The 24,585-nt window shown below is 68.2% G+C and carries 17 protein-coding genes; 6 read left to right on the top strand and 11 right to left on the bottom strand.

Annotated elements, in window-relative coordinates:
- Window positions 1–44 precede the first annotated feature (44 nt).
- Window positions 45–950 carry an AEC family transporter gene (locus ACFOPO_RS04660; protein ID WP_386701413.1) on the bottom strand — a complete coding sequence of 302 codons (906 nt, stop codon included), beginning with the start codon at window positions 948–950 and terminating at the stop codon, window positions 45–47.
- A gap of 129 nt (window positions 951–1,079) precedes the next feature.
- On the opposite strand from ACFOPO_RS04660, the gene ACFOPO_RS04655 reads away from it, so the two are divergent.
- A complete protein-coding gene (locus ACFOPO_RS04655; protein WP_386701411.1) occupies window positions 1,080–2,567 on the top strand; it encodes an AAA family ATPase in 1,488 nt (495 codons plus the stop codon).
- Between the two features lie 119 nt (window positions 2,568–2,686).
- Complete coding sequence (locus ACFOPO_RS04650; protein ID WP_386701409.1) at window positions 2,687–3,811, top strand: MBL fold metallo-hydrolase; 1,125 nt, start codon at window positions 2,687–2,689, stop codon at window positions 3,809–3,811.
- A gap of 49 nt (window positions 3,812–3,860) precedes the next feature.
- Here ACFOPO_RS04650 and ggt read toward each other — a convergent pair whose 3' ends face one another.
- The 5 genes from ggt to ACFOPO_RS04625 form a co-directional block, all read right to left on the bottom strand.
- On the bottom strand, window positions 3,861–5,588 hold the full coding sequence (gene ggt, locus ACFOPO_RS04645) for a gamma-glutamyltransferase (RefSeq protein ID WP_386701407.1): 1,728 nt from the start codon (window positions 5,586–5,588) through the stop codon (window positions 3,861–3,863).
- 223 nt (window positions 5,589–5,811) lie between these two features.
- Window positions 5,812–6,420, bottom strand: coding sequence for a tetratricopeptide repeat protein (locus ACFOPO_RS04640; protein ID WP_386701405.1), 609 nt, complete (start codon window positions 6,418–6,420; stop codon window positions 5,812–5,814).
- Between the two features lie 173 nt (window positions 6,421–6,593).
- Complete coding sequence (locus ACFOPO_RS04635; protein WP_386701403.1) at window positions 6,594–8,942, bottom strand: family 20 glycosylhydrolase; 2,349 nt, start codon at window positions 8,940–8,942, stop codon at window positions 6,594–6,596.
- Between the two features lie 121 nt (window positions 8,943–9,063).
- A complete protein-coding gene (locus tag ACFOPO_RS04630; RefSeq protein WP_386701401.1) occupies window positions 9,064–11,835 on the bottom strand; it encodes a TonB-dependent receptor in 2,772 nt (923 codons plus the stop codon).
- A 142-nt stretch (window positions 11,836–11,977) separates the two neighbouring features.
- Complete coding sequence (locus ACFOPO_RS04625) at window positions 11,978–12,991, bottom strand: glucokinase (protein ID WP_386701399.1); 1,014 nt, start codon at window positions 12,989–12,991, stop codon at window positions 11,978–11,980.
- A 372-nt stretch (window positions 12,992–13,363) separates the two neighbouring features.
- On the opposite strand from ACFOPO_RS04625, the gene ACFOPO_RS04620 reads away from it, so the two are divergent.
- From ACFOPO_RS04620 to ACFOPO_RS04605, 4 genes are all read left to right on the top strand, one after another.
- A complete protein-coding gene (locus tag ACFOPO_RS04620) occupies window positions 13,364–14,668 on the top strand; it encodes a sugar MFS transporter (protein ID WP_386701397.1) in 1,305 nt (434 codons plus the stop codon).
- A gap of 110 nt (window positions 14,669–14,778) precedes the next feature.
- Window positions 14,779–15,813: a LacI family DNA-binding transcriptional regulator gene (locus tag ACFOPO_RS04615; RefSeq protein ID WP_386701395.1), complete on the top strand. Its 1,035-nt coding sequence runs from the start codon at window positions 14,779–14,781 to the stop codon at window positions 15,811–15,813.
- Window positions 15,814–15,961: 148 nt separating this feature from the next.
- Window positions 15,962–17,290 (top strand): flavohemoglobin expression-modulating QEGLA motif protein, encoded by a 1,329-nt coding sequence (locus tag ACFOPO_RS04610; RefSeq protein ID WP_386701393.1) that lies wholly within the window; start codon window positions 15,962–15,964, stop codon window positions 17,288–17,290.
- 277 nt (window positions 17,291–17,567) lie between these two features.
- Window positions 17,568–17,936, top strand: coding sequence for a hypothetical protein (locus tag ACFOPO_RS04605; RefSeq protein ID WP_386701391.1), 369 nt, complete (start codon window positions 17,568–17,570; stop codon window positions 17,934–17,936).
- Between the two features lie 101 nt (window positions 17,937–18,037).
- Here the strand turns inward: ACFOPO_RS04605 and ACFOPO_RS04600 are convergent, their stop codons facing one another.
- The 5 genes from ACFOPO_RS04600 to zwf all read right to left on the bottom strand — a co-directional run bounded on the left by ACFOPO_RS04600 (window position 18,038) and on the right by zwf (window position 24,431).
- Window positions 18,038–19,498, bottom strand: coding sequence for a DUF1254 domain-containing protein (locus ACFOPO_RS04600; protein WP_386701389.1), 1,461 nt, complete (start codon window positions 19,496–19,498; stop codon window positions 18,038–18,040).
- Between the two features lie 82 nt (window positions 19,499–19,580).
- The gene (gene eda, locus ACFOPO_RS04595; protein ID WP_386701387.1) at window positions 19,581–20,207 is read right to left on the bottom strand and encodes a bifunctional 4-hydroxy-2-oxoglutarate aldolase/2-dehydro-3-deoxy-phosphogluconate aldolase; all 627 of its coding nucleotides are present in this window, start codon (window positions 20,205–20,207) and stop codon (window positions 19,581–19,583) included.
- A 135-nt stretch (window positions 20,208–20,342) separates the two neighbouring features.
- Window positions 20,343–22,169 carry a phosphogluconate dehydratase gene (gene edd / locus ACFOPO_RS04590; protein ID WP_386701385.1) on the bottom strand — a complete coding sequence of 609 codons (1,827 nt, stop codon included), beginning with the start codon at window positions 22,167–22,169 and terminating at the stop codon, window positions 20,343–20,345.
- A 29-nt stretch (window positions 22,170–22,198) separates the two neighbouring features.
- Entirely contained in the window at window positions 22,199–22,912 is a 714-nt protein-coding gene (gene pgl / locus ACFOPO_RS04585) for a 6-phosphogluconolactonase (RefSeq protein ID WP_386701383.1), read from the bottom strand.
- A 64-nt stretch (window positions 22,913–22,976) separates the two neighbouring features.
- The gene (gene zwf / locus ACFOPO_RS04580; RefSeq protein WP_386702666.1) at window positions 22,977–24,431 is read right to left on the bottom strand and encodes a glucose-6-phosphate dehydrogenase; all 1,455 of its coding nucleotides are present in this window, start codon (window positions 24,429–24,431) and stop codon (window positions 22,977–22,979) included.
- Between the last annotated feature and the right edge of the window lie 154 nt (window positions 24,432–24,585).

The raw sequence follows: 24,585 nt of genomic DNA, 5'->3' as shown, positions 1-24,585 counted from the left end.
GGCCATTGCGATCCAACCGCACCCGTTCCAGTGCTTCGCCATCCTCAGGCTCCCCATTGCGCCCACAGCGGTAACGTCAGCAGCGACAGCAACACACCGTAACCGACCATCGCCGCCGCCAGGCGCGGCGCCAGGCCGTGGCCGATCGCCAGCGCACCGGCGGTGACCATCGGCGGCATCGCCGATTCAAGCACGGTCGCGCGCGCCATCTCGCCCTGCAGGCCGAGCAGCGGGACGATCAGCAGCGCCAATGCCGGCATCAGCGCGAGCTTCAAGGCCAGGCCGACGGCGAGTGGCTTGAGTTCGTCCCGCGGCAGGGTCAGCCGCACCGACAGCCCTATCGTCAGCATCGCCAGCGGCAACAGCGCCTCCGACAAGCGCTGCAGGCCGCCTTCGATCCAGGCCGGCGGGTGTTCGGGCATCACCGTGAAGCCGACGACCAGCGCCCACAGCGGCGGGAACTTCAACACCCGCAGCGCCATGTCGCGTGCGCTCGGCGTGTGCTCGCCACCGTAGTGCGCCAGCACCCACAGCCCGAACGTCGACAGCATCAGGAACACGCCGAACTGGTCGTAGACCACGGCGTAAGGCAGCGCGGACTCGCCGATCAGCGCCCGCGTCAGCGGGTAGCCGAGGAAACTGGTGTTGCCCAGGGCGACGGTGAGCAGCAGCACGGCATGCTCGTCGCGGCGCAGGCGAAGCCATCGCGACAGCAGGCCCACCACCAGCACGGTCGCGCCGAGCAGCAGCCACGGCACCGCGGCGACGGCCAGCAGCGCCGGCTCCAGTTGCAGGCGCGGCGCATAGCGCAGCACCGCGGCCGGCAGGCAGACGTACAGCACCACCAGGTTGAGGGTGCGCGCCGCGTCGGCCGGCAACGCGCGCAGGCGCTGGAACAGGTAGCCCAGCACCAGCATCGCCAGGATCAGGGCGAAGGCGTCGAAGGCCATGAGTGTTCCGTGCCTGCTTCGGTGCGGTCGGGCGGACATCGTCCCACACACGTATCGCCCCGGGCACGGCGGAAGCGCTGCGGTTGGTTATCATCAACCCATACACGGATGGCCGGACATGCGCGCGCAATGAGTGAACTGCAGGACCTGACCGCGCTGATCCGCGCAAACACGCCCTTGATCGTGATCGAGACCCGTGACGAAGCGCGGGTGGTGGAACTGTTCCGCCAGGCCCTGATGCAGGTGTGGCGCGCGCTGCACCGCTGGTCGATCACCGAGGGGCTGCGCCGCATCGACCTGGACAAGGAAGACCCGCCCGAGGTCGCGCCCGATGCATCCACCACCCTGCACGCGATCCGCGATGCCACCCAGCGCGGCATCTACGTGCTGCTCGATATCCATCCCTACCTGGGCTACGCCAGCACGCAACGGCTGATGCGCGACATCATCCAGCGCCGCGACTGCCAGCCGCACGTGCTGGTGCTGGTCGGGCACAAGGTCGAACTGCCGCCCGAGCTCGATGCCCTCGCCGTCCGCTTCACCCCGCGCCTGCCCGACGCCAACGCCCTGCTCAAGCTGGTACGCGAGGAGGCCGAGGCCTACACGCGCGAGCACGGCGGGCGCCGGGTCGAGGCCGATGCCGAGACGGTGCAGCAGATCGTGCGCAACCTGCGCGGCCTCGACCCGATCGATGCGCGCCGCATCACCCGCCACCTCATCCACGACGATGGCGCGCTCGGCCCGGGCGACCTGCCGCAGCTGGCCAAGCTGAAGTTCGAGCTGCTCAACCGCAGCGGCCACCTGCATTACGAGTACGACAGCGCACGCATGGACGACGTGGCCGGCGCGCGCCGCTTCAAGCGCTGGATCGAGCAGCGCCGTGGCGTGTTCACCAGTGGCGACGCTCCGCCCGGGCTCGATCCGCCGAAGGGCGTGTTGCTGCTGGGCGTGCAGGGTTGCGGCAAGTCGATGCTGGCCAAGGCGGTCGCGGCCGGGTTCGGCGTGCCGCTGGTGCGGCTGGATTTCGGCACCCTCTACGACAAGTTCCATGGCGAGACCGAGAAGAACCTGCGCGCCGCGCTGAGTTCGGCCGAGCAGCTGGAACCGTGCGTGCTGTGGATCGACGAGATCGAGAAAGGCCTGGCCAGCGATGGCGGCGACGCCGACGGCGGCGTCTCGCGCCGGGTGCTGGGCTACCTGCTGACCTGGATGGCCGAACGCAAGTCGCGCGTGTTCCTGGTCGCCACCGCCAACCAGATCGACGCGCTGCCGCCGGAACTGCTGCGCAAGGGCCGTTTCGACGAGATCTTCTTCATCGACCTGCCCGACGCGGCGGCACGCGAGCAGCTGTTCGCCCTGCACCTGCGCCGGCGCAAGCTGGAACCGTCGAGCTTCGACCTGGCCTCGCTGGTCGCCTCCAGCGATGGGTTCTCCGGTGCCGAGATCGAGCAGGCGATCGTCGCCGCGCTCTACGCCGCGCACGCGGCGAAGGCGCCGCTCAGCGACTTCACCCTGCGCGCGGAGCTCAAGCAGACGCGGCCGCTGTCGGTGCTGATGGCCGAGCAGGTGCAGCAGCTGCGCGAGTGGGCGAACGGGCGGACGGTGCCGGCGGACTGATCACGGCGACCTGACCCACCGCGCCGGCACGCCGTGCCGCTGGTGGGGATGACCTCCGGGACGCGAAGCCACGCTGGCCGAAGCCTAGCGTGGCGGCCAGTCCCCCGGAGGTGGCTGCGATGAAACTGCTGACCGGCCTGCTGGCGGCGCTGTTGGCGCCCGCCGCGATGGCGGCACCCGCAGCGGCGCCGACGCCCTCGCTGCCCGCGCCCGACGACGGCTACTTCCAGCAGATCACCCGCGTCGGCGACGGCCTCTGGCTGATCGCGCAGCCGCAGCCGTTCCATATCCAGCCGGTCGGCAATGTCGTCGTGATCGAGCAGAGCGACGGCCTGGTGCTGGTCGACAGCGGCGGCTCGCCGGGGGCCGGGCGGCGCATCGTCGAACTGCTGGCCACGGTGAGTGACAAGCCGGTGAAGGCCGTGGCGCTGAGCCACTGGCATGGCGACCACGTGCTGGGCCTGTCGGCGATCGCGCAACGCTGGCCGAAGCTTGAAGTGATCGCCACCGCGACCACCGCCGGCCATCTCGCCGGCAAATCGATGCGCGCCTACCCGAAGGGAGCGCCCGATGCCGCGTTGCAGGCGGCGTTCGACCAGCGCCTCGACGGCATCGATCGTTTCCTGCGCGACACCCTGGCCAAGCCCGAACTGGGCAGCGTCGAGCGTCGCGGCTTCGAGCGATCGCAGCGCCTGTTCCAGCAGTACCGGATCGACACGCGCGGCATGTACCTGGTGCTGCCGACGCGCACGTTCGACGATCGGCTCGTGCTTGAAGACGCCAAGCGGCCGGTGGAACTGCTGCATCCCGGCCGCGGCAACACCGACGGCGACCTGGTGGCCTGGCTACCCCGGCAGCGCGTGATGGCCTCCGGCGACCTCGTGGTCGCGCCGATACCGTTCGGCTTCAACGTCTATCCGGCGGACTGGCAGCGCGCGCTGCAGGCGCTGGACGACCGCCACCCGGCGCTGTGGCTGCCCGGGCACGGTGCGGCGATGCGCGACGACCGCTACGTGCGGCAGCTGATCCACCTGATCGCCGCTTCGCGCACCGCGGTGGCCAGCGAAGTGGGCAACGGCGTGGCGCGCGACAAGCTGAAGCTCGACCTGTCGTCGCAGCGCGGCGCCTTCGTCGGCGACGATGCCTGGTTGCAGCGCTGGTTCGATCGCTACTGGACGCAGCCGTTCGGCGATGCCGGGTGGCGCGAGGCGAGCGGACAGCCGATCGAGCAGGGCGAGGGGTGAAGCGAAGGTGCGTGACGCTGCGGGTTCGCCGCAGCGTCACGCCACGGACTCAGTAACCGGCGGCCTGGCCGTCCTTGCGCGATTCGCTGGCGCCGACGTAGCCGCCATTGGGATTGACCATGATCGCCTGGTAGCCGCCGTACGGGCCGTCGGCGAAGCGCACCGAGTGACCCTTGCGCATCAGCGCGCGCACGGTCTCGTAGGAATAGCCGCTTTCCAGGTCGAGCTCGCCGCCGTCGCTCATCACCGTCGCCTGTCCGGCCGGTTCGGTGCTGCCGTCGTGCTGGATGCGCGGCGCGTCGCCGGCTTCCTGCAGGTTCATGCCGAAGTCGATCAGGTTGAGCAGGATCTGCACGTGGCCCTGCGGCTGCATCGCGCCGCCCATCACGCCGAAGCTCAGCCACGGCTTGCCGCCCTTGGTGACGAACGCCGGAATGATGGTGTGGAACGGGCGCTTGCCCGGCTCGAACGAATTGGGGTGGCCTTCCTTCAGCACGAACTGCTCGCCGCGGTCCTGGAAGATGAAGCCCAGGCCCGGAGGGGCCATGCCGCTGCCCATGCCGCGGTAGTTGGACTGGATCAGCGAGACCATCATGCCGTCGGCATCGGCGACGGTCATGTAGATGGTATCGCCTTCATCGAGTTCCTTCGGCGTGGCCGGCTGCACTTCCTTGAGTGCCTTGTCCATCGAGATCAGCTTGCGGCGCTGGGCGGCGTAGTCCTTGGAGATCAGCTTCTTCACCGTCGAGGCGGCGGACGAGCCAACGAACTCGGGATCGGCATACCAGCGCGCGCGGTCGGCGAAGGCGAGCTTCTTGGCCTCGGCGAACAGGTGCACGTGCTCGGGGCTGCCGAAGCCATACGACTTCATGTCGTAGGGCTCGAGCAGGTTGAGGATCTGCAGTGCGGCGATGCCCTGGCCGTTGGGCGGCAGTTCCCACACGTCGTAACCGCGGTAGTTGGTGCTGACCGGCTCGACCCACTCGCCCTGGTGCGAGGCCATGTCCTCGTAGCTCAGGAAACCGCCGTTGGCCTTGAAGTAGGCATCGATGGTATGGGCGATGTCGCCCTTGTAGAACGCGTCGCGGCCGCCCTTGGCGATCTTCTCCAGGGTGTTGGCGAGGTTGGGGTTGCGCCACATCTCGCCCGTTTGCGGGCCGCGTCTTTTACCGGTACCGCCGCCATCGACGGTGAACTGCTCGGTGAAGCCCGGGAACTTCGACAGCGTCGGCACGCTGCGGCCCCAGTAGTAGGCGATCACTTCGTGCACCGGGTGGCCTTCGCGCGCGTAGCGGATGGCCGGGGCGAGGTCGTCGGCGATCGGCTTGCGGCCGAAGCGGCCGTGCAGCGCGAACCAGGCATCGACCGCGCCCGGCACCGTCACCGGCAGCGGGCCGTGCGGCGGGATGTCGGTCAGGCCGCGGCGCTGGAACTCGGCCAGCGTCAGCGACTTCGGCGAACGGCCCGAGCCGTTGTAGCCGTAGAGCTTCTTCGTCTTGGGATCCCAGACGATCGCGAACAGGTCGCCACCGACGCCACTGCCGGTCGGCTCCATCAGGCCGAGCGCGGCGTTGGCGGCAATCGCGCCATCGATCGCGTTGCCGCCGTTCTTCATCACGTCCAGCGCGATCTGCGTGGCCAGCGGGTGCGACGTCGCGGCGATCGCATGCGGGGCGTAGACCTCGCTGCGGGTGGCGAAGGGCTTGCCGGTGATGCGATCGGCGCACATGGCGGAGAAGGGAAGGCTCAGGAGGACAGCGGTGAACAGCAGACGCATTGCCGGAGGACCCGCGCGGGAAAAATGCATCCTAGCGCGGGCGGCGGGCGTGGAGACTGTGCCGGTTTGCCCATTGGCGGGGATACGGGGGCGGATGGGTCCTTCGACTTCGCGGCTGCGCCGCTACGCTCAGGACGAACGGGCCGGGTATGCACCGTTCGTCCTGAGCGTAGGGCCGTAGGCCCGAAGTCGAAGGAAGCGTAGGGCCGTAGGCCCTACGCCATCACGGCCACTTCGGCGGATTGGCGGCCCAGGCCGCCTGCACTTCGGCGAGCGTCGCGCGCTCTTCCTCGCGCCATTCCGGCAGCAGGCGCGCGAACTGGTTCGGCGTGTTCCATTGCTGCGGTTCGCTGCGCACGGCGGCGGCGTACCACTGCACGGCGTCGTCCTTGCGGCCCACCGACCACAGGGCCAGGGCGAAGGTCGGCGGGATCCAGGTGGCGGTGACGCCGCGCGCTTCCATCAGCGTGCGCCACTGCTGCAGTGCGTTCTCGCTGTCGCCGGCGCGGTAGAGGTCCCAGCCGTAGTTCCATACGACCGCACGCCACAGGCCGTCGCTGCGGTCGATCGCGCCCAGTGCGCGGCCATAGAGCTGGCGGCCGAGCTCGACGCGACCGGCGTCCATCGCCATGTGCGCGAGCTGACCGACCTCGGCCTTGGCATGCGGGTTGCGCTCGACGATCTTGATGAGCTTCTGCATCGCCACGTCGCCGGTTTCGCGCACCGCCACCACCGGTTTGACGGTGTTGGCATCGGCGGCGAAGTAGAACTCCGCGGGCTTGGGAAAGGTTTGCGCCGACACGGCGCCGGTGGCGGCCAGCAGGGCCGTCATGAGTAGGCTTCGAGCAAGCATGTGTGGGGTCCCCTGTAACGGGCCAATCCTAACCCGCATTTGCCGCGCCGCGTCACGCTCGGCGCGTGCGGTTTGACCGTTTGGCCGCCCCCCGGCAAGCCGGAGGGCAGCACTGGCAAAACTGCGGGGGCGGCCGGGCGGGCCGCCGTGCCTCAGGGCAGCAGGGCGACCTCGTCCACGACCCACATCGGGTTGTACTCGCCCGAGGCGAAGATGAAGCACAGGTCGTGCTTGCCGGTGGTGGCCGGCAGCGTCGCCTGCAGCGTGGTCAGGCCATCGGACTTGCGCGCCGGGGCCAGCGGCAGCGTCGCCACCGGCTTGCCCTCGCAACCGTCCACGCGCACTTCCAGGGCGCCGCCCGGGATACTGGCCGGACGCGTGACCACCAGCTTGGCGTCGCGCCACAGCTGGAAGTTGTGCGGCAACTGGCCCACCCGCACTTCCAGGCGGGTCATGCCATCGAGGTCGGCGTCGTTGTAGACCCAGCACGGATCGAACACGTCGGCCAGCAACAGGGCGCGCTCGCTGCCCTCGCCTGCGGCCGGTGCGTCGTCTTCCATGCGCAGCGCCAGGCCCTTCTTGCACGATTCCAAGGCATGGCTGCCGCGTGCGCGCAGGCTGCGCAGGTCGACGGCGAACTTGCGCGGCGCGGCCAGGGCGATGCCGTTTGCGAAGGCATTGGCGGTGACGGTCGTCGGCAGGGCCACGCTCAGCGGCTGGCTGTAGACCGGCGACGTCGTCGTCGGTTCGCTGCCGTCGGTGGTGTAGCGGATCTCGCCGAACGCGGTCTGGTTGGACAGCGTCAGCGTGCCCTTGCCGTCCGCCGCCGGCGCCGCAGCGAAGGCGACGGCGAAGGCGCTGTCGGAGGCGTGGAAGCCGCTGGCGCGATAACGCGCCATGTCCGGAACCATGCGCCGCAGGAAGTCCTGCCAGTCGCGGCGGTTGTCGGGCGTCCAGACGTTCTCGGCCAGTGCCGCCACGCGCGGGAACACCGCGCGCTGCATCCGCTCGTTGGTGCGCTGGTGTTCGGTCCACAGGTTGGCCTGGGCGCCGAGCACGTGCCTGGCCTGGTCCGGATTGAGCTGCGGCGGCACCACGTTGTAGCTGTAGTACTGCTTCAGCCCGAACACATCGAGGCGGCCCGGGTTCTCGTCCGGCAGGTCGCTCTGGAGGTGATCGAGGTAGAGGTCCGGCGCCGGCGCCAGCACCACGTCGTGACCGGCGCGTGCGGCCTCGATGGCGCCGTCGGTGCCGCGCCAGGACATCACGGTGGCATCAGCCGGCGGACCGCCTTCGAGGATCTCGTCCCAGCCGATGAGGCGGCGGCCGTGTGTTTCGATGTAGTTGCCCAGGCGGCCCATGAACCAGCTCTGCAGCTGCATCTCGTCCTTGAGCTTGAGTTCGCGGATCTTGGCCTGCACCGCGGCGGACTGCTGCCACTGGTCCTTGGCGGCCTCGTCGCCGCCGAGGTGGATGTACTTGCCGGGGAACAACGCCATCATCTCGTCGAGCACGTTCTCGAGGAAGGTGAAGGTGCCGTCTTCGGTGTTGAACAGCCAGGTGTGCACGCCCCAGTCGGGCGATACCGGCGGCGCCTTGCCGGTCACGCCGAGCTCGGGGTACGCGGCGATGGCGGCTTGCGCATGGCCGGGCAGGTCGAGCTCGGGAACGATGGTGATGTAGCGCTCGGCGGCGTACTTCACCACGTCGCGGATCTGGTCCTGGGTGTAGAAGCCGCAGTAGGGCTTCGGCTGACCCTTGTCATCGCGACCTGCGGCGCCGGCCGGGATGCGGCAACCGCCGACGCCGGTCAGCTTCGGGTACTGCTTGATCTCGATGCGCCAGCCCTGGTCGTCGGTGAGATGCCAGTGGAAGGTGTTGATCTTGTGCAGCGCCAGCTGGTCGAGCAGCGCCTTGACCTCGTCGACGCTGCGGAAATGGCGGGCGGTGTCGAGCATCATGCCGCGCCACTGGAAACGCGGCGCGTCCTCGATGTGCTGGGCGTTGATCGCGGCGGTGCCCTGCGCGCCATCGCCGGTGGCCAGCTGCCACAGCGTGACGGCACCATAGAACAGGCCGGCCGGTGCGCGCGCGGTGAGCTTCACGCCATTGGTGGTGACGTCGAGCGTGTAGGCCTCGTCGCTGGGCAGCGCGGCCTTGGGATCGAGCTGGAAGGTGATCTTCGCGGCATCGGTGCCGACGGCCGGGGCGAAGCCGCGCGACTGCTTCAGTCGCGCGGCGAAATCGTTGGCAATGCGGGTGGCTTCGGCATCACCGCCGACCACCGAGATGCGCACGTCGGGATCGAGGACGAAGCGGCCCTGCCCCAGCTCGACCCTGGCCGGGCGCGGAATGACCGGCGTCGCTGCGGCGGAGGTGACGGGCGTGGCGCTGCTGGCGGCGGCCGGGCCTTCGGGGGCGTTCGCGTCGCGTTTGCAGGCCGACAGGCCGATGACCATGGTCACGCCGGCGACGGCGGTCAGAACTGGATGCAGTTTCATCGATCCCTCTTCTCATCTGCGGGCAGCACCGATGGTTGATCGGCGCCGCCGGTGACTGTCGCATAGCAAGCGGGCCCGGCATGACCGGGCCCGCTTTTTTTACATCACTACTACCGGAGGATCAGTAGTTGAAGCGGAAGTTCAGGTAGTACTGGCGGCCGTTCTCGTAGATCGAACGCGGACGGTCCTTGTTCTCTGCGAAGTAGGCGATCTTCGGGTTGTTGAGGTTCATGGCGTCGAGCTGCAGCGACATGTTCTCGTTGATCTTCCAACCCACCGAGGCCGACAGCGTACCGATCGAGTCCTGCCAGAAGGCAGACGCGCGATCCAGGCCGCTGAAGAACTCGTCACGCCAGGTGTAGTTCACGCGGGCGTTGAACATCTCGTTCTCGAAGTAGGCACCGACGTTGATGGTGTTCTCCGAGGTGCCCAGCATCGCGTCGGTCTCGACCGTGGCCGGGTTGCCGTCGTCCGGGTTGTCGGCTTCGCCATCGGCGTAGGTGTAGTTGGCGAACGCGCCGAAGTTGTCGCTCAGCGGCTGTTCCCAGGCCAGTTCGAAGCCCTTCACCTTGGCGTTGGTGTTGACCGGCACGGCCAGGTCGTACGGCACGTCGGCGCCCTGCGGGTGCAGGTTGTCGATCGTGAAGAACGACTGGCGGACGTTGCCCAGCGAGACGTAGTTGTCGATGTCCATGTAGAACACGCCAGCCGACACCAGCGAACGCTCACCGTAGTACCACTCCCAGGTCGCGTCGAAGTTGGTCGACAGGATCGGCTCGAGGTTCGGGTTGCCACCGGTGCCGGTGCCCACGCCACCGACGTTCGCCGGCGGGCTCAGGCTGACCGAGCCGGCCAGTGCCGAGAAGTCGGCGCGGGTCAGCGTGCGGGACAGGGCCAGGCGCAGCACGGTCTCGTCATTGATGTCGTACTTGAAGTTGGCGCTCGGCAGCCAGTCGTTGTACTCGTTCTTGGTGATGATCGGCTTGTACGGGCCGAATGCCGAGGTGGTGATGGCCTCCGGATCCTGCGCCGTCGTCTGGACGTAGTTCTTGACCTCTTCCTCGGTGCGCACGTAACGCACGCCGAAGTTGCCGGTCCAGCGGTCGCCGCGGAAGTTCAGCTGGCCGTAGGCGGCGTCGCTGCGCTCCTTCAGGCCGTACGCCGCGTTGTAGCGGAAGCGGCTGATCGGGTCGCGGTTGCTGAAGTTGCTGCCGAACTGGTGCAGGTCGTCGGCCGAGTAGTACCAGATGTCGCGCGGGAAGTTGCCGCCAAAACCTTCAGCGTAGTCGCTGGGGTAATCGCGGAAGCTCTGCGGCCAGTTGGCCGGATCGAACGCACCCGGGCCCGGGCCCTGGCCGGTGACCTGCGGCAGGTCACGCTCGTGGCGCGCGCTGCGGACGCCGAAGTCGACCGAGGAGATGGTGCTGCCCTCGACGAAGTAGGTGCCGTCGATCTGGCCCCAGTCTTCGCTGTCTTCCACGTCGATGTCGTTGTCGCCGAAGACCCAGTCGAGGCGGAAGTCGGTGTTGGCGGTGCCCGGGGCGGCGGTGTTGGCCGTGCCCAGGTTCCAGTCGGCCGCGCCGACGCCGTGGATGTTCCACGCGGCGCCGGTGTTGATGCCGGTGTCGAACTCCATCACGTCCTGGGTCGGGGTCTTGCCGTGGCCTTCCGAGGTACCGGCCTGGCCCTTCAAGGTCAGCTTGTCGCTGACGTCCCACTTGCCGTCGACGCTGAAGAACTCAGCCGAGGACTCCGAGTTCGGGCGGTTGATCATGTCGTAGATGCCGAACGCATGATCCTGGCCCGGGGTGGCGGCGAACTGCGCGGCCACCAGGGTGTTGTTGCGCACGACGTAGCCCGGCAGCGGCACCTGGCCGATGTCGGTGCCGCCGGAGCCGTTGATGATGCGGCGGCCCCACAGCATGTAGTTGCGGTTGTAGTTGTCGGCTTCCATGTCGGAGCGGAAGTAGTTGGCTTCCAGCTCGACGGTGTCGCTGGGCTTCCACTGCGCGGAGAACATGCCGCCGGTGCGCTTGCGCTCCTGCTCGAACAGGGCCGAACCGATCAGCACCGGGAAGTACACGCCGACCAGGTCCGGATGGGCGATGCCCGCCGCGGTGCCTGCACCGATCGTCTCGTAACCCAGCAGTTCCTGGCCGTCGCGGCGCAGGTGGCGCTCTTCGCTGAACGCCTGCACGGTCAGGCCGAAGGTGCCGTCGCTGTTCTTCCAGTTGCCCAGGACCGAGATCTGCGGGTCGGTCTTGCTCGGCTGGTCGGCGTACACGGCGCCGATCGAACCGAAGATGCTGAAGCCTTCATCGAAGTTGAGCGGGTTGCGCGTCTGGATGTCGACGCTGCCGACCGCGCCGCCTTCGACCAGCTTGGCTTCGGAGGACTTGCGCACCACGACCTTGTCGACCAGCTCGGCAGGCAGCAGCGAGTAGCTGACGCTGCGGCCCACGGTGCCGGTCTGGTTGAGCACGAACCAGTCGCCCGAGGCGATGTTGTGGCCGTCGACCAGGGTCTGGGTCAGGCTCGGGCTGGTGCCGCGCATGGAGACGCGGTCGTTCTCGTCGAACGCACCTTCGTTGGCGCTGGCCGCGCTGATGTTGACGCCGGGAACGCGCGCCAGCGAGTCGGCGACGTTCTTGTCGGGCATCTTGCCGATGTCTTCCGACGTGATGACTTCCACGCGGGTGACGTCATCGCGCTTGGTCTGGAGCGACTGCTCGATGGCGCCGCGGATGCCCTTGACGACGACGGTGTCGAGGTCCTTGGCTTCCTGCGAAGAGGCGGCAGCGGTGGTTGTTGCCGTGTCCTGCGCCATGGCGGTGCCGGCAAAGCCGAGCGCCGCGACGATACTCACCGATAGCATTGACTTGCGAAGTTTCATTGCTCTCCCTCCCACGGGCTGTGTGCGACTCCGCGATGCCGATTCTTTCGTCGGCGTTACGGAGCCAGTTTCCTGGTCCGCGCCCGGCTTTCGCCGCGGCCCGGTTCCGTTGTCCTGTGACTTCTGCTGCGATTTACCTTGCTCATTCGCCTGCCTGCTGTTCGCAGGTGTGCTCGAGGTACCAGCTGGCGGCGCCAATGACGCCCAGGCGTTCGTTCTCGATCAGTCGCACCGGCACGCGCTCCAGCGCGGCGTGCATCACGCCCTTGTCGAGCAGGCGTGCATGGAACTGGCTGTGCGGCAGGAAGTCCTTCAACCGCGGCAGGATGCCGCCGGCGATGAACACCGCCTTGGCGCTGCTGATGGTCACCAGGTCGCCGATGACGCTGCCGAGCAGGGCGCAGAAGGTCATCACCGCCTCGCGCGCGGGCACGTCGCCCTGGCGGGCGGCTTCCGTGATCGCGGCCGGGGCGCGCAGGCTCGGCTCGATGCCGTCGATGGCGCAGATCGCCTCGTACAGGTGCACCAGGCCGGGGCCGGAAACGAAACGCTCGGTCGGCACATGCGTCTGGCCGCGCTGGCGCGCCCAGTCGAGCATCGCCGCTTCGCGCGCATTGCCCGGGGCAAACGCCGTGTGGCCGGCCTCGGTCGGCAGCACGACTGTGCCGCCACGATGCGGAATGCGGATCGCCGCACCCAGGCCGGTGCCCGGTCCCACCACCAGCACCGGGCCGGCGGCGGCTTCGCTGACGCCCGGGGTGAGCAGCAGCGAGTCGCCCGGATCCATGCACTGCGCGGCGTGCGCGGCGGCCTGGAAGTCGTTGATGTACTGCAACTCGCTCAGGTGCAGCTCGCTGCGCAGCTGCGACAGCGAAATGCGCCAGGGCAGATTGGAATTGATGACCGCGTCGTCGAGGACGACGCCGGCGCTGGCGATGGCGACCCGGTCGATGCCGGCGCAGGCGCTGTTGCCGGCGATGAAGTCGGCCAGGATCGCGGCCAGGCTGGGGTAGTCGGCGCAGACGTACTTGCGGTGCGCCAGCACCACCACGTGCGATTCGTCGGAACCACCGGCGCGGACCAGGCCGACGCGGGTGTGGGTGCCGCCGACGTCGGCGGCGATGAAGCGGGTATCGGGATGCACGAGCGTAGGCACGGCGCTCACCCGCGGACGACGCGCATGGGCTGCGCGCTCACGAGAGGGCATGACTGGCTTGGCGTTTCCGTCGAATCCCACTGCATGTTCCCTCCGCTGGCGCCGGTTCCCCACCGGCACGGGCCGAATTTGGCTCGCCACTGACAACGTTGTCAACAGAAAGTTACGAAATTGTCAGAAAGGCCGGAATCAAGGCGTCGGCAGGGGTGATTTTTGTTGCGGCGCAGCAAGCGCTGGGCATCGGACGGACGCTGAAAGCCTTATAGGAAAGGGCCTCTGGCGTGGCGTCCCGACTTGTGACAACGTTGGCCGACGGATGTCGTACGAGTCAACGTGCGACATTGACCGCATTCCTTGGGAGGGGAACCCAGCATGTCCACCACCACTGTCGCCGGGCCGCGCAGCCATTACGGCTCGATCGCGATCATCGGCGCCCTGTTCTTCATCTTCGGCTTCGTCACCTGGCTCAACGGCCCGCTGATCTCGTTCGCCCGGCTCGCCTTCGATGTCAGCGAGACGCTCGCGTTCCTGATCCCGAGCGCGTTCTACATCTCGTACTTCTGCCTGGCGCTGCCGTCGTCGGTGATCCTCAAGAAGACCGGCATGAAGAAGGGCATGGCGCTGGGCCTGTTCCTGATGGCAGTCGGCGCGGCCGTGTTCGGCCAGTACACGACGGCGCGCGTCTACGGCGGCGCAGTCGGCGGCATCTTCATCATCGGTGCCGGCCTGGCGATCCTGCAGACCGCGGTCAACCCGTACATCAGCATCCTCGGCCCGATCGAGGGCGCGGCGCAGCGCATCGCGGTGATGGGCATCTGCAACAAGCTCGCCGGCTGGGCGGCACCGTACGTGATCGGCACGCTGGTGATGCACGGCATGGGCGACGTCGCCGCCGCTGTCGCAGGCGCTGACGCAGCGACCAAGGAAACCGTGCTCAACGAGTTCGCCGCGCGCATCCACACGCCTTACATGGTGATGGCGGGCCTGCTGGCGCTGCTGGCGGTGGCGATCCTGTACTCGCCGCTGCCGGAAGTGCGCGCCGAAGAGGTCAACTCCGAAGGCGACAACGGCGAGAAGAAGAGCCTCTTCCAGTTCCCGCACGTGTGGCTGGGCGCGCTGTGCATCTTCGTCTACGTCGGTGTCGAGGTGATGGCCGGCGATGCCATCGGCACGTACGGCCAGGCCTTCGGCCTGCCGCTGGACGAGACCAAGTTCTTCACCGGCTTCACCCTCGGCTCGATGCTGCTGGGCTACGTCGTCGGCCTGATCCTGATCCCGCGCTTCATCTCGCAGGAGCGCTACCTGAGCATTTCGGCAGTGCTGGGCGTGCTGCTGGCACTGGGCGCCTACCTGACCACCGGCTACGTCTCGGTCGGTTTCGTCGCGGCGCTGGGTTTCGCCAACGCGATGATGTGGCCGGCGATCTTCCCGCTGGCCATCCAGGGCCTGGGACGCCTCACCGAGAAGGGCTCGGCGCTGCTGATCATGGGCATCGCCGGCGGCGCGGTGATCCCGCAGCTGTTCGTGCACTTCAAGCAGCACTACGACTTCCAGCTGGTGTTCCTGCTGCTGGTGGTGCCCTGCTACCTGTACATCCTGTACTTCGCGCTGCGTGGCCACAGCGTTGGCCACGCCTCGGCGGTGGTCAACGGTGCGGCGGCATCGCAGCACGGTTGATGAAGGGCTGCCGCCGCCGCGATTCACTTCGCTGGCGGCGGTGGTTAGGCTAGTCGTCTTTACGCCGCGTCACCGGACGCGGCGGTTCATTCCGGCCACGCGAGGCTTCGGTGCGCAGACCCACGATTAAAGACGTCGCCGAGCGCGCCGAGGTGTCGCTCAAGACTGTCTCGCGCGTCATCAACGACGAACCCAGCGTGCAGGCCAGCACGCGAGCGCGCGTGCAGCGCGCCATCGACGACCTGGGCTACCAGCCCGACCCGTCGGCCCGCAGCCTGCGCAGCGCGCAGAACTACGCGCTCGGGCTGGTCTACGACAATCCCAACCCCTATTACGTCATCGCCGTGCAGAACGGCGTGCTGTCGGTCTGCCGCGAGACCGGCTACGGCCTGCAGATTCATCCCTGCGATTCGTCCTCGCCCAATCTCGCCAGCGAGCTGATCGACCTGGTCCAGCACTCGCGCCTGGCCGGCCTGGTGCTGGCACCGCCGATGTCCGAGCGCAACGAGCTGGTGACCGAACTGGTCGCGCACGGCATCCGCCTGGTGCGGATCGTCTCGGCGGCCGCCGACCCGCAGGACGGCAGCGCCTGCATCTATGTCGACGACCGCGACGCCGCCTACGAGATCACCGAGCACCTGATCCAGCTCGGCCACAGCCGGATCGGTTTCCTCTGGGGCGGCAAGTCGCACGGCTCGTCGTGGGAGCGCTACAAGGGTTACGAGGATGCGCTGCGCGAGTACGGCATCACCCTCGACCCCGACCTGGTGGTCGAAGGCGACTACTCCTTCGACGACGGCTTCCGCGGCGCCCGCCGCCTGTTCGCGCTGGCCGACCGGCCGACCGCGATCTTCGGCAGCAACGACGAAATCGCCGCCGGCGTGCTGGCGGCGGCCAAGTCCAGCGGCATGAACGTGCCCTACGACCTGTCGATCGCCGGCTTCGAGGACAGCCCGTTCTCCAAGCAGAGCTGGCCGGCGCTGACCACCGCCAAGCAGGCCACGCAGGAGATCGCGCGCCACGCCGCGCACCGCCTGCTGCAGGAGATCCGCGAGCACGCCCCGAGCAAGCCGCTGCCCAACGAGGGCTTCAGTCCCGAGCTGGTGGTACGCGGCTCGACGGCGCCGCCGCGACCGAAGGGCTGACGCGACTTCGCGTCATCCCGGCGCATTTACCGTCATCCCGGCGAAAGCCGGGATCCATCTGCCGTTGCTCTATTCGCCGTCACCTTTTTTTATCGCGCCATCGCGCAGGCTGCTGCGGCCACGATTCCTCGCCCGAGGGGAGCTCCGCATGTCGGCCCTGCCCACCGCCCCGCCCGCGCCCGATGCCTTGAAGGATCCGGCGCTGGTCCCGCTGTTCGAACAGGACCGCGCCCTGGTCAAGCTCGGCCGCGGCATCCGCGTGCTCAAGGCCATCGACTGGCCGATGGAACTGGAGGAACGCTTCCTCGCCGGCTGGCGTGTCGGCTGCCCGGAATTGCCGCAACCGCCCACGCAACCTCATGCAATGGCGTCGGAGATCGAGGGCCTCGACAACCTGCTCGGACGCATCGATCGCGGCCACCCGCTGGGCATGTGGCTGTACAAGTCGGCATGGAGCTACCGTGTCGCCGCGCAGATGCTCGGCGCGATCGGCACGCCCGAGTACACGCGTTGTTCGGCGCTGCTGTACGGCCGCCCTGACCACCTCTACCAGAACCAGGACGCCACCAACGCCGACGTCGCCAGGGACCTGCTGCGCGTCACCGACGAGCTGATCAACGACCGGCTGCTTCCCGAGATCCCCGTCGACATCGAGGCACCGGAATTCGCCCACCGCCTGCGCGAGCGCATCGATCCGTTCTTCACCCACGACAAGGTCGAAGTGGTGCTCGATCCGAACCTGGCCTCCAAGGCCACCGCCGGCAGCAAGCGGGTGACGCTGCGAGCGACGGCGGTGTTCTCCGAGCGCGACCTGGAGCAGCTGATCCAGCACGAGGCCTTCATCCACACGCTGACCGCGCTCAATGGCAAGCACCAGCCCTACCTGACCTCGCTGGGTTGCGGAACGCCGCGTACCACGCGTGCGCAGGAAGGATTGGCGACGTTCTCCGAGATCATCACCGGTGCGATCGACATCGCCCGCCTGCGCCGCGTCGCGCTGCGCGTGGTGATGGTGGAACAGGCCCTCAAGGGCGCCGATTTCATCGAGGTGTTCCGCGGCTTCCTCGAGGCCGGGCAGAGCGAGGTCGAGAGCTACCGCAGCGCCGCGCGCATCTTCCGCGGCGGCCATGTCGGCGGCCTGGTCTGCTTCACCAAGGACGGCGCCTACCTGGAAGGCGTGCTGCGCATCTATGCCTTCATCTGCAAGGCCCTGCACGAGGGTCGCAGCGAGCTGCTGCCGCTGCTGTTCTGCGGGCGCGTCACCGTCGCCGACACCGTCGTGCTCGAGCCGTACCGCAACAACGGCCTGATCGTACCGCCGCGCTACCTGCCACCGTGGGCACGCGACCCGACGCGGGTGCTGTCGGTGATGGCGTTCTCGACCGTGGTCCAGCGCCTGCGCCTGGAGAAACTGACGCTGCAGCGCTTCGTCGAGGTCGAGGACGAGACCCTCGAGGCGTCCGGCATCGGCGACTAGGCGGTCGGGGGCTTGGCCTACCCGGGTACGGTCCGGCGTTTACGTCTGGGCCGGCTGGCTCTGCAATCCCCCGATGCGGAGGACGCCAACCGAAACGGCACCGACGGAAGGTGCCGGGCCACATCGAGGTCCGCCCGGCTACCCGGCCCCGGGGCGGAAGTGCGCTGCAGGTCGGGATCTACCGAACCGCGAGTGACCGCTCCGCCTTCACCCATGCCTGCAGACATGCCCTGACCCCCGAACCTTCGCGCTCGCGGCGAGCCACGGAGAATCCAACATGAAGTCGATGATCATCCCGGCCGCGTGCCTGGTCGCATTCGCCTGTGCGGGTTTGTTTGTTCCGGTCGCCAGCGCGCAGGACATGGCCAAGACCGCGGGCAAGAACGTCAAGGTCCTGGTCGACAACGACAAGATCCGCGTGCTGGAACTGACCATGCCACCCGGCGCCAGCACGGGCATGCATTCCCACGGCGACAACTGGGTTTACTTCATCACCGGTGGCGAAGCGACGCAGACCAAGGAAGGCGGCAAGCCGGAAGTGGCCACCCGCAAGGCCGGCGAGTCGCTTTGGAGCGGCCCGGTGGTGCACGACACCGTCAACTCGGGCAAGAACGTCGTGAAGACACTAGTAGTCGAAGTGAAGTAGCCACGCCACCGCGCAGGACCGTAGCCCGGGTAAGCGAAGCGCACCCGGGGTTCATGCGCATCGGACCCCGGGTGCGCTTCGCTTACCCGGGCTACATGTGGTCAGCGCGTGGGTTCGAGCGACGGCTTCTTCCAGCTGTGGTCGACCACCGACGGCGCCGGGCTGTAGTTGCGCAGGATCGCGTAGAACGGCCCGTTCGGCGCCGGCAGCCAGTTCGCCTCCTTGTCCTTGCCCGGCGAGGCGTGCTGCAGGTACAGCGTGAGGCCACCGTCTGCATCGCGCTTGAGCGTGGACAGCATCGGCGAGTTGATGATGTAGCGATTGAGCGGGTTGTCGACCAGCAGCTTGCTCTTGCCGTCGTACATCGTGATCGACCAGAACGCGTTGGTCGGCGGCAGGCCGTCCTTGCCAAAGCGCATCACGTAATCGTGCTTCGAGGCATCCGCCGGTGCGCCCTTGGCGTCGACGAAGTAGCTCTGGTAGTCGGCTTCGGAGCCGGAGTTGCCGTAGATGCCGAGCTTGGCGCCGGCGAAGCGGTAGAGGTCGTTGCCCTTGAGGTACTCGCGGGTGCCGAACATGTCGGCGCTCGACACCTGCTCGGTGTTGACCTTGGTGGCAACGAATGTCTGCAGGTCCTTGTCGGCGTCGGCGATGCCGTCGAGCAGGGCCTGGCGAGTTTCAGGCGACAGCGCCGCTTCGTCGAACGGCTTGCCCGGGGCCACGCCAATCGCCTCGAAGCGCTTGCGCGCTTCCGCATCGGCCGCATTGGGCGGCATGAACTGCAGCAGGAAGTTCAGGTAGCCGAAGAAGCCAAGGTCGTTGGCCTTGGCGGCGTCGTACGTCGGGAAGTCGATCTTCGCCGCCGGCGCCGGCGCCGGCGTGCCGAGGAACTCGCTCAGCGGCTGCGCCTCGTACTGGGCCTGCAGCTTCTTGACGTTGGCCAGGTCGTCCGGCGCGAACAGCTGCGTGCGGAACAGACCGTAGGCGAACTGCGTCTCGGCCTGGAACACCTTGTCGATGCCCTTGGGCGTGTCGCCCTTCCAGCCGGGGCCGGCGATCATGTACTTGCCGGCCTTGCCCTGGGTCAGCGCCTTGTTGATGTAGGCGAAGTTATAGGTGTACATGTCGATCAACTGGACCGAGAAATAGCGTTTCTCGCCCAGCGCCGGAATGGTGATCACCACCGGTTCGGCGCGCAGGTCCATCCACAGGAACGAGTAAGGCGTGTCGGAGTTCGGCGTGATGATCGCCGTGTCCTTGGGCGTCGCCACGCTGGCGGCGCTGCCGATCTGGTTGAACGGCGCGTGGAAGTCGGGGCCGTTGGCGTCGATGGCCTGCGCATACATCGACTTGTAGCTTTCGACGATCGGGTAGCCCCAGATGTAGGCGTTCTTGGCGATGGCGCGGGCCTGCGTCGCCTGATCGCCCTGGCCTGTGGTTGCGGGCTTGTCAGGCGTGGTCGCCGCCGGCGGGGTTTCGCGTTTGCACGCGGGCAATGACAGCGCCAGTACGACGGCGACGAACACTGCGGACAGACGGATGCCCGGCAACGGCTGTTTCATGGCAAGCCCCACGTTTTGACAGTGGGGCGATGCTAGGACGGGCGCTGTGTGCGCGCCCTTCACGCTCGTGCTTGCAGGTGCCTCAGGCGCGCAGCAGCGTTGCCGCGCGTGCCAGCGCTTCGATCGCGCCCCACTCTTCCGCGGCCACCAGGCGCGACGGCGTGATCCACGAACCGCCGACGCAGGCGACGTTGGGCGTGGCCAGGTAGTCGCGCGCGTTGTGCGCGCCGATGCCGCCGGTCGCGCAGAAGCGGATCTCCGGCAGCGGGCCGTGCAGGGAACGCAGTGCGGCGGCACCGCCTGCGGCTTCGGCCGGGAAGAACTTCTGGAAAATGAAGCCGTGCTCGGAGAGGGTCATCGCCTCGCTGGCGGTGGCGGCACCTGGCAGCCACGGCAGTGGCGAATCCTTGGCGGCGGCAATCAGGTCCGGCGTCGAGCCCGGCGAGACGGCGAAGCGCGCGCCCGCCTGCTGCGCGTCGAGCAGGTCCTGCGGCTTGCGCACCGTGCCGACGCCGACGATCGCGCCTTCGACTTCGCTGGCGATCGCGCGCACTGCATCGAGCGCGGCGCGGGTGCGCAGCGTGATCTCGATGGCGGGGATGCCGCCGGCCACCAGCGCGCGCGCCATCGACACGGCGTGGCGGGCGTCCTCGATCACCACCACCGGCATCACCGGGGCTACGTGCAGTACGGATTCAAGCAGGCCCATCTATGCGTTCTCCAGTTATCAGATATTCGTCATTCCCGCGCAGGCGGGAATCCATGGACGTAAGGCCGACCAGCAACGTCCCTGGATTCCCGCCTGCGCGGGAATGACGGGAGCGTGTGAGCCGGGCGACGCAGTTCAGACGGCACCGAAGATGCCGCCGCCCAGGTCCGCCGTCGCGGCCGCATTGCGGAACACCGCAAACAGCTCGCGCCCCATGCCGACATGGCTGGCCGACAGATCGGCGCTGGCGTGCTCGCGCAGCTTCCATTCGTCCGCCGGCACCAGTACGTCGAGCTTGCCGTTGCGCGCATCGACGCGAACCACGTCGCCATCGCGCAGGCGGGCGATGTCGCCACCGCACTCGGCCTCCGGGCTGACATGGATCGCCGCCGGCACCTGGCCGGACGCGCCGGACATGCGCCCGTCCGTCACCAGTGCAACGCGGTGGCCGCGCTTCTGCAGCACGGTGAGCGTCGGCGTGAGCTGGTGCAGTTCCGGCATGCCGTTCGCGCGCGGCCCCTGGAAGCGCACCACCACGACCACGTCGCGATCGAGTTCGCCGCGCTCGAAGGCGTGCTTGACCTGGCCCTGCTCCGAGAACACGCGGCACGGTGCTTCAATCACCCAGCGATCTTCAGGCACCGCCGAGACCTTGATCGCGGCCGTTCCGAGCGGGCCGTGCAGCACGCGCAACCCGCCATCGGCACGGAACGGGTCGGCAACCGGACGCAGGACCGTGGGATCGCCGCTGCGTCCGGTCGCCGGCACGTATTCGACCTGCTGCTCCGGCGCCAGCAGGGCTTCGACGCGATAGCGCGCCAGGCCGGGGCCGGCCACGGTTTCGACGTCGCCGTGGGCGAGGCCGGCGTCGAGCAGCTCACCGATCAGGAAGGCGAGCCCGCCTGCGGCATGGAAGTGGTTGACGTCGGCGCTGCCGTTGGGATACACGCGCGCCAGCAACGGCACCACCGAGGACAGCGCATCGAAGTCTTCCAGGCGCAGCTCGATGCCTGCCGCCGCGGCAATCGCGATGAGGTGCAGCAGATGGTTGGTCGAACCGCCGGTCGCGTGCAGGCCGACGACGCCGTTGACGATGGCGCGCTCATCGATGATGCGACCGACCGGACGATAGTCGTCGCCCAGCGCGGTGATCTGCGCGGCACGGCGCGCGGCCTGCGCGGTGAGCGCATCGCGGAGTGGATTGTCCGGGTTGATGAAGCTGGCGCCCGGCAGGTGCAGGCCCATCAGCTCCATCAGCATCTGGTTGGAGTTGGCGGTGCCGTAGAAGGTGCAGGTGCCGGGGCCGTGGTAGCTCTGCGCTTCGGCTTCGAGCAGCTCTTCGCGGCTGGCTTCGCCGACCGCATAGCGCTGGCGCACGCGCGACTTCTCGTCGTTGGGCAGGCCCGAGGTCATCGGCCCGGCCGGGACGAAGATCGCCGGCAGGTGGCCGAAGCTCAGTGCACCGATCAGCAGGCCCGGCACGATCTTGTCGCACACGCCCAGGTACAGCGCGGCGTCGAACATGTCGTGCGACAGCGACACGGCGGTCGACAGCGCGATCACTTCGCGCGAGAACAGCGACAGCTCCATGCCGGCGCGGCCCTGGGTGACGCCGTCGCACATCGCCGGCACGCCGCCGGCAACCTGCGCGGTGGCGCCGACGCTGCGCGCGGCCTGCTTGAGCAGGAACGGAAACCGCTCCAGCGGCTGGTGCGCCGAGAGCATGTCGTTGTAGGCGTTGACGATGCCCAGGTTGGGCGCGTGGCCACTGCGCAGCGCGGCCTTGTCGCTGGGCGAGCACGCGGCGAACCCGTGGGCGAGGTTGCCACACGAGAGCGTGGCACGGTGCGGCCCGCGTCCGGCGGCGGCATCTATCCGCGCCAGGTAGGCGGCGCGGCGGTCGCGGCTGCGCTCGACGATGCGTTGGGTGACTTCGGCAACTACGGGGTGCAGGGCAGGCATGGACTTCGATTCCCGGTGGTCAGTCCCTCTCAGGGACTCCAGAACAACATCGGCACGACCGGTGCACCCGACAGCACCGAGCGGATCGGCAGCTTCGAGCGCGGGTCACGCGCGGCACCGTCGAGCACGCCGCGCTTCTTCGCGCCTTCGATATGCAGGTACAGCGACGGCGCGGTGAAGATCGCGCTCAACGTCAGGGTGATGCGCGGTTCCGGCGCCGAGGCGCTGCGGACCGCCAGCACCGGCGCGCGGCCGCTGGGCTGCAGGCCGATGTCGCGGCGCTCCAGATCGGGGAAGAGCGAAGCGACGTGGCCGTCTTCGCCCATGCCGAGCACCACCACGTCGAGCGGCAGCGCCTCGTTGGCGACCTGGGTGAGCACCGGCAGCAAGGCGCTTTCCGGCGTCGCGGTCGGGCGTCGCAGCGGCAGCAGTTGCGCCTGCGCCGCGTCGCCCTGGAACAGCGTCTCGCGCAGCAGGCGCTCGTTCGAGCGCGGGTGGTCCGGCGCGACCCAGCGATCGTCTACCGGCACCACGGTGACACGCGACCAGTCCAGCGCCTGCTTCGACAGCTCGATCAGGAAGGCGCGCGGCGTGGTGCCGCCAGACACCGCCAGGCGGGCCTGGCCGCGACGGGCGATGGCGCCGCGCAGGTCGGCGGCGACCGCCTCGGCGAGGGCCGCGGCGAGGTCGGCACGGTCATCGAAGAAATGCTCGCGCAGCGGCAGGGGATCCGGGGTCAGCACTTTGAATCGCTCCGCATGGATTCGTTGAGCCTGCGTGCCTGCTGGCAGGACGGCTTGCACGGGGTCAGACAGCGTCTTCATGCCAGGTCCTTCCGTCGCGTTCGATCAGCGCGACCGCGGCACTCGGGCCCCAGCTGCCGGCGGTGTAGGCCTTGGGCGCTTCGGCGCTGGCTTCCCACGCGGCGCGAATCGGATCGATCCAGGCCCATGCCGCCTCGACTTCATCGCGACGCATGAACAACATCGGATTGCCGCGCACCACGTCCATCAGCAGGCGTTCGTACGCTTCCGGCTGGCGGCCGCCGAAGGTCTCGGCGAAGCTCAGGTCCATCGGCACGCGGCGCAGGCGCAGGCCACCCGGGCCCGGCACCTTGTTCATCAGCCACAGCTTCACGCCCTCGTCGGGCTGCAGGCGGATGACCAGCTGGTTCGGGTAAATCGGTTCGGCCAGCTCGCCGAAGATCGAATGCGGCACCTGGCGGAAGGTGACCACGATTTCCGACATTCGGTCGGTCAGGCGCTTGCCGGTGCGCAGGTAGAACGGCACGCCGGCCCAGCGCCAGTTGCGGACTTCGGCCTTGAGCGCGACGAAGGTCTCGGTGCGCGAATCGTTGCGGCCCAGCTCTTCGAGGTAGCCCGGCACCGGCCGGCCTTCGACCGCGCCGGCGCGGTACTGGCCTCGCACGGTCAGCTGTGAAGTCGCGCCGTTCTCGATCGGGCTCAGCGAACGCAGCACCTTCAGCTTCTCGTCGCGGATCGCATCGGCGGCCAGCGACGACGGCGGTTCCATCGCCACCAGGCACAGCAGCTGCAGGATGTGGTTCTGGACCATGTCGCGCAGCGCGCCGGACTTGTCGTAGTAGCTGGCGCGACGCTCCAGGCCGACGGTCTCGGCCACGGTGATCTGCACGTGGTCGATGTGCTCGGCCTTCCACAACGGCTCGAACAGGGCATTGCCGAATCGCAACGCGATCAGGTTCTGCACCGTTTCCTTGCCGAGGTAATGGTCGATTCGATAGATCTGCGATTCGTCGAAGACCTTGCCGAGGGCATCGTTGATGGCCACCGCGCTGGCGCGGTCGTGGCCGATCGGCTTTTCCACCACCACGCGGGTGTTGTCGCCGGTCAGGCCATGCGCCTGCAGGCGGGCGCCGACGCTGCCGAACAGGTCCGGGCCGACGGCGAGGTAGAACACGCGGACCCGCGACTCGTCGGACAACTCTCCCGCCAGCTCGGCCCAGCCGGTGTCGGCACTGAGGTCGATGCGGCGGTAGCCGAGCATCTCGAGGAAGGGTTCCAGCGCCGCCGGCGAACGCGGATCGTCGGCAAGGGTCTTCTGCAGCGCCTCGCGGACGCGCTCGCGGTAGGCGTCGTCGCCGAGCGTGTCGCGGGCGAGACCGAAGATGCGGGTCCCGGCGACGATCTGGCCGTCGACATAGCGGTGGAACAGGGCCGGCAACAGCTTGCGCAGGGCCAGGTCGCCCGTACCGCCGAAGATGATCAGATCGAAGGGCGCCATCGGCGCGATGGAGGGGCTCACGGGACGCTCCGCGCGGAGGGGGTGGGGACCACTGAAGAGAACCAGACCAGAACCATACCAGTGACGATACCAGTCAAATACCAGGTCCGCAAACCCCCGACTTTAGTCGAGTCCTGAATACGTATTCCTGGGC

Source organism: Lysobacter sp. GCM10012299 (assembly GCF_042649405.1).
Lineage (GTDB): Bacteria > Pseudomonadota > Gammaproteobacteria > Xanthomonadales > Xanthomonadaceae > Lysobacter_J.
Note: the sequence above shows the minus strand (reverse complement) of the source record. Positions and strands in the feature narration are given on the sequence as shown.

What these genes read in the sequence shown, in the direction of transcription:
- ACFOPO_RS04660 (WP_386701413.1), bottom strand. Translation starts at nt 950, where the DNA reads ATGGCCTTCGACGCCTTCGCCCTGATCCTGGCGATGCTGGTGCTGGGC.
- ACFOPO_RS04655 (WP_386701411.1), top strand. Translation starts at nt 1,080, where the DNA reads ATGAGTGAACTGCAGGACCTGACCGCGCTGATCCGCGCAAACACGCCC.
- ACFOPO_RS04650 (WP_386701409.1), top strand. Translation starts at nt 2,687, where the DNA reads ATGAAACTGCTGACCGGCCTGCTGGCGGCGCTGTTGGCGCCCGCCGCG.
- ggt (WP_386701407.1), bottom strand. Translation starts at nt 5,588, where the DNA reads ATGCGTCTGCTGTTCACCGCTGTCCTCCTGAGCCTTCCCTTCTCCGCC.
- ACFOPO_RS04640 (WP_386701405.1), bottom strand. Translation starts at nt 6,420, where the DNA reads ATGACGGCCCTGCTGGCCGCCACCGGCGCCGTGTCGGCGCAAACCTTT.
- ACFOPO_RS04635 (WP_386701403.1), bottom strand. Translation starts at nt 8,942, where the DNA reads ATGAAACTGCATCCAGTTCTGACCGCCGTCGCCGGCGTGACCATGGTC.
- ACFOPO_RS04630 (WP_386701401.1), bottom strand. Translation starts at nt 11,835, where the DNA reads ATGAAACTTCGCAAGTCAATGCTATCGGTGAGTATCGTCGCGGCGCTC.
- ACFOPO_RS04620 (WP_386701397.1), top strand. Translation starts at nt 13,364, where the DNA reads ATGTCCACCACCACTGTCGCCGGGCCGCGCAGCCATTACGGCTCGATC.
- ACFOPO_RS04610 (WP_386701393.1), top strand. Translation starts at nt 15,962, where the DNA reads ATGTCGGCCCTGCCCACCGCCCCGCCCGCGCCCGATGCCTTGAAGGAT.
- ACFOPO_RS04605 (WP_386701391.1), top strand. Translation starts at nt 17,568, where the DNA reads ATGAAGTCGATGATCATCCCGGCCGCGTGCCTGGTCGCATTCGCCTGT.
- ACFOPO_RS04600 (WP_386701389.1), bottom strand. Translation starts at nt 19,498, where the DNA reads ATGAAACAGCCGTTGCCGGGCATCCGTCTGTCCGCAGTGTTCGTCGCC.
- eda (WP_386701387.1), bottom strand. Translation starts at nt 20,207, where the DNA reads ATGGGCCTGCTTGAATCCGTACTGCACGTAGCCCCGGTGATGCCGGTG.
- edd (WP_386701385.1), bottom strand. Translation starts at nt 22,169, where the DNA reads ATGCCTGCCCTGCACCCCGTAGTTGCCGAAGTCACCCAACGCATCGTC.
- zwf (WP_386702666.1), bottom strand. Translation starts at nt 24,431, where the DNA reads ATGGCGCCCTTCGATCTGATCATCTTCGGCGGTACGGGCGACCTGGCC.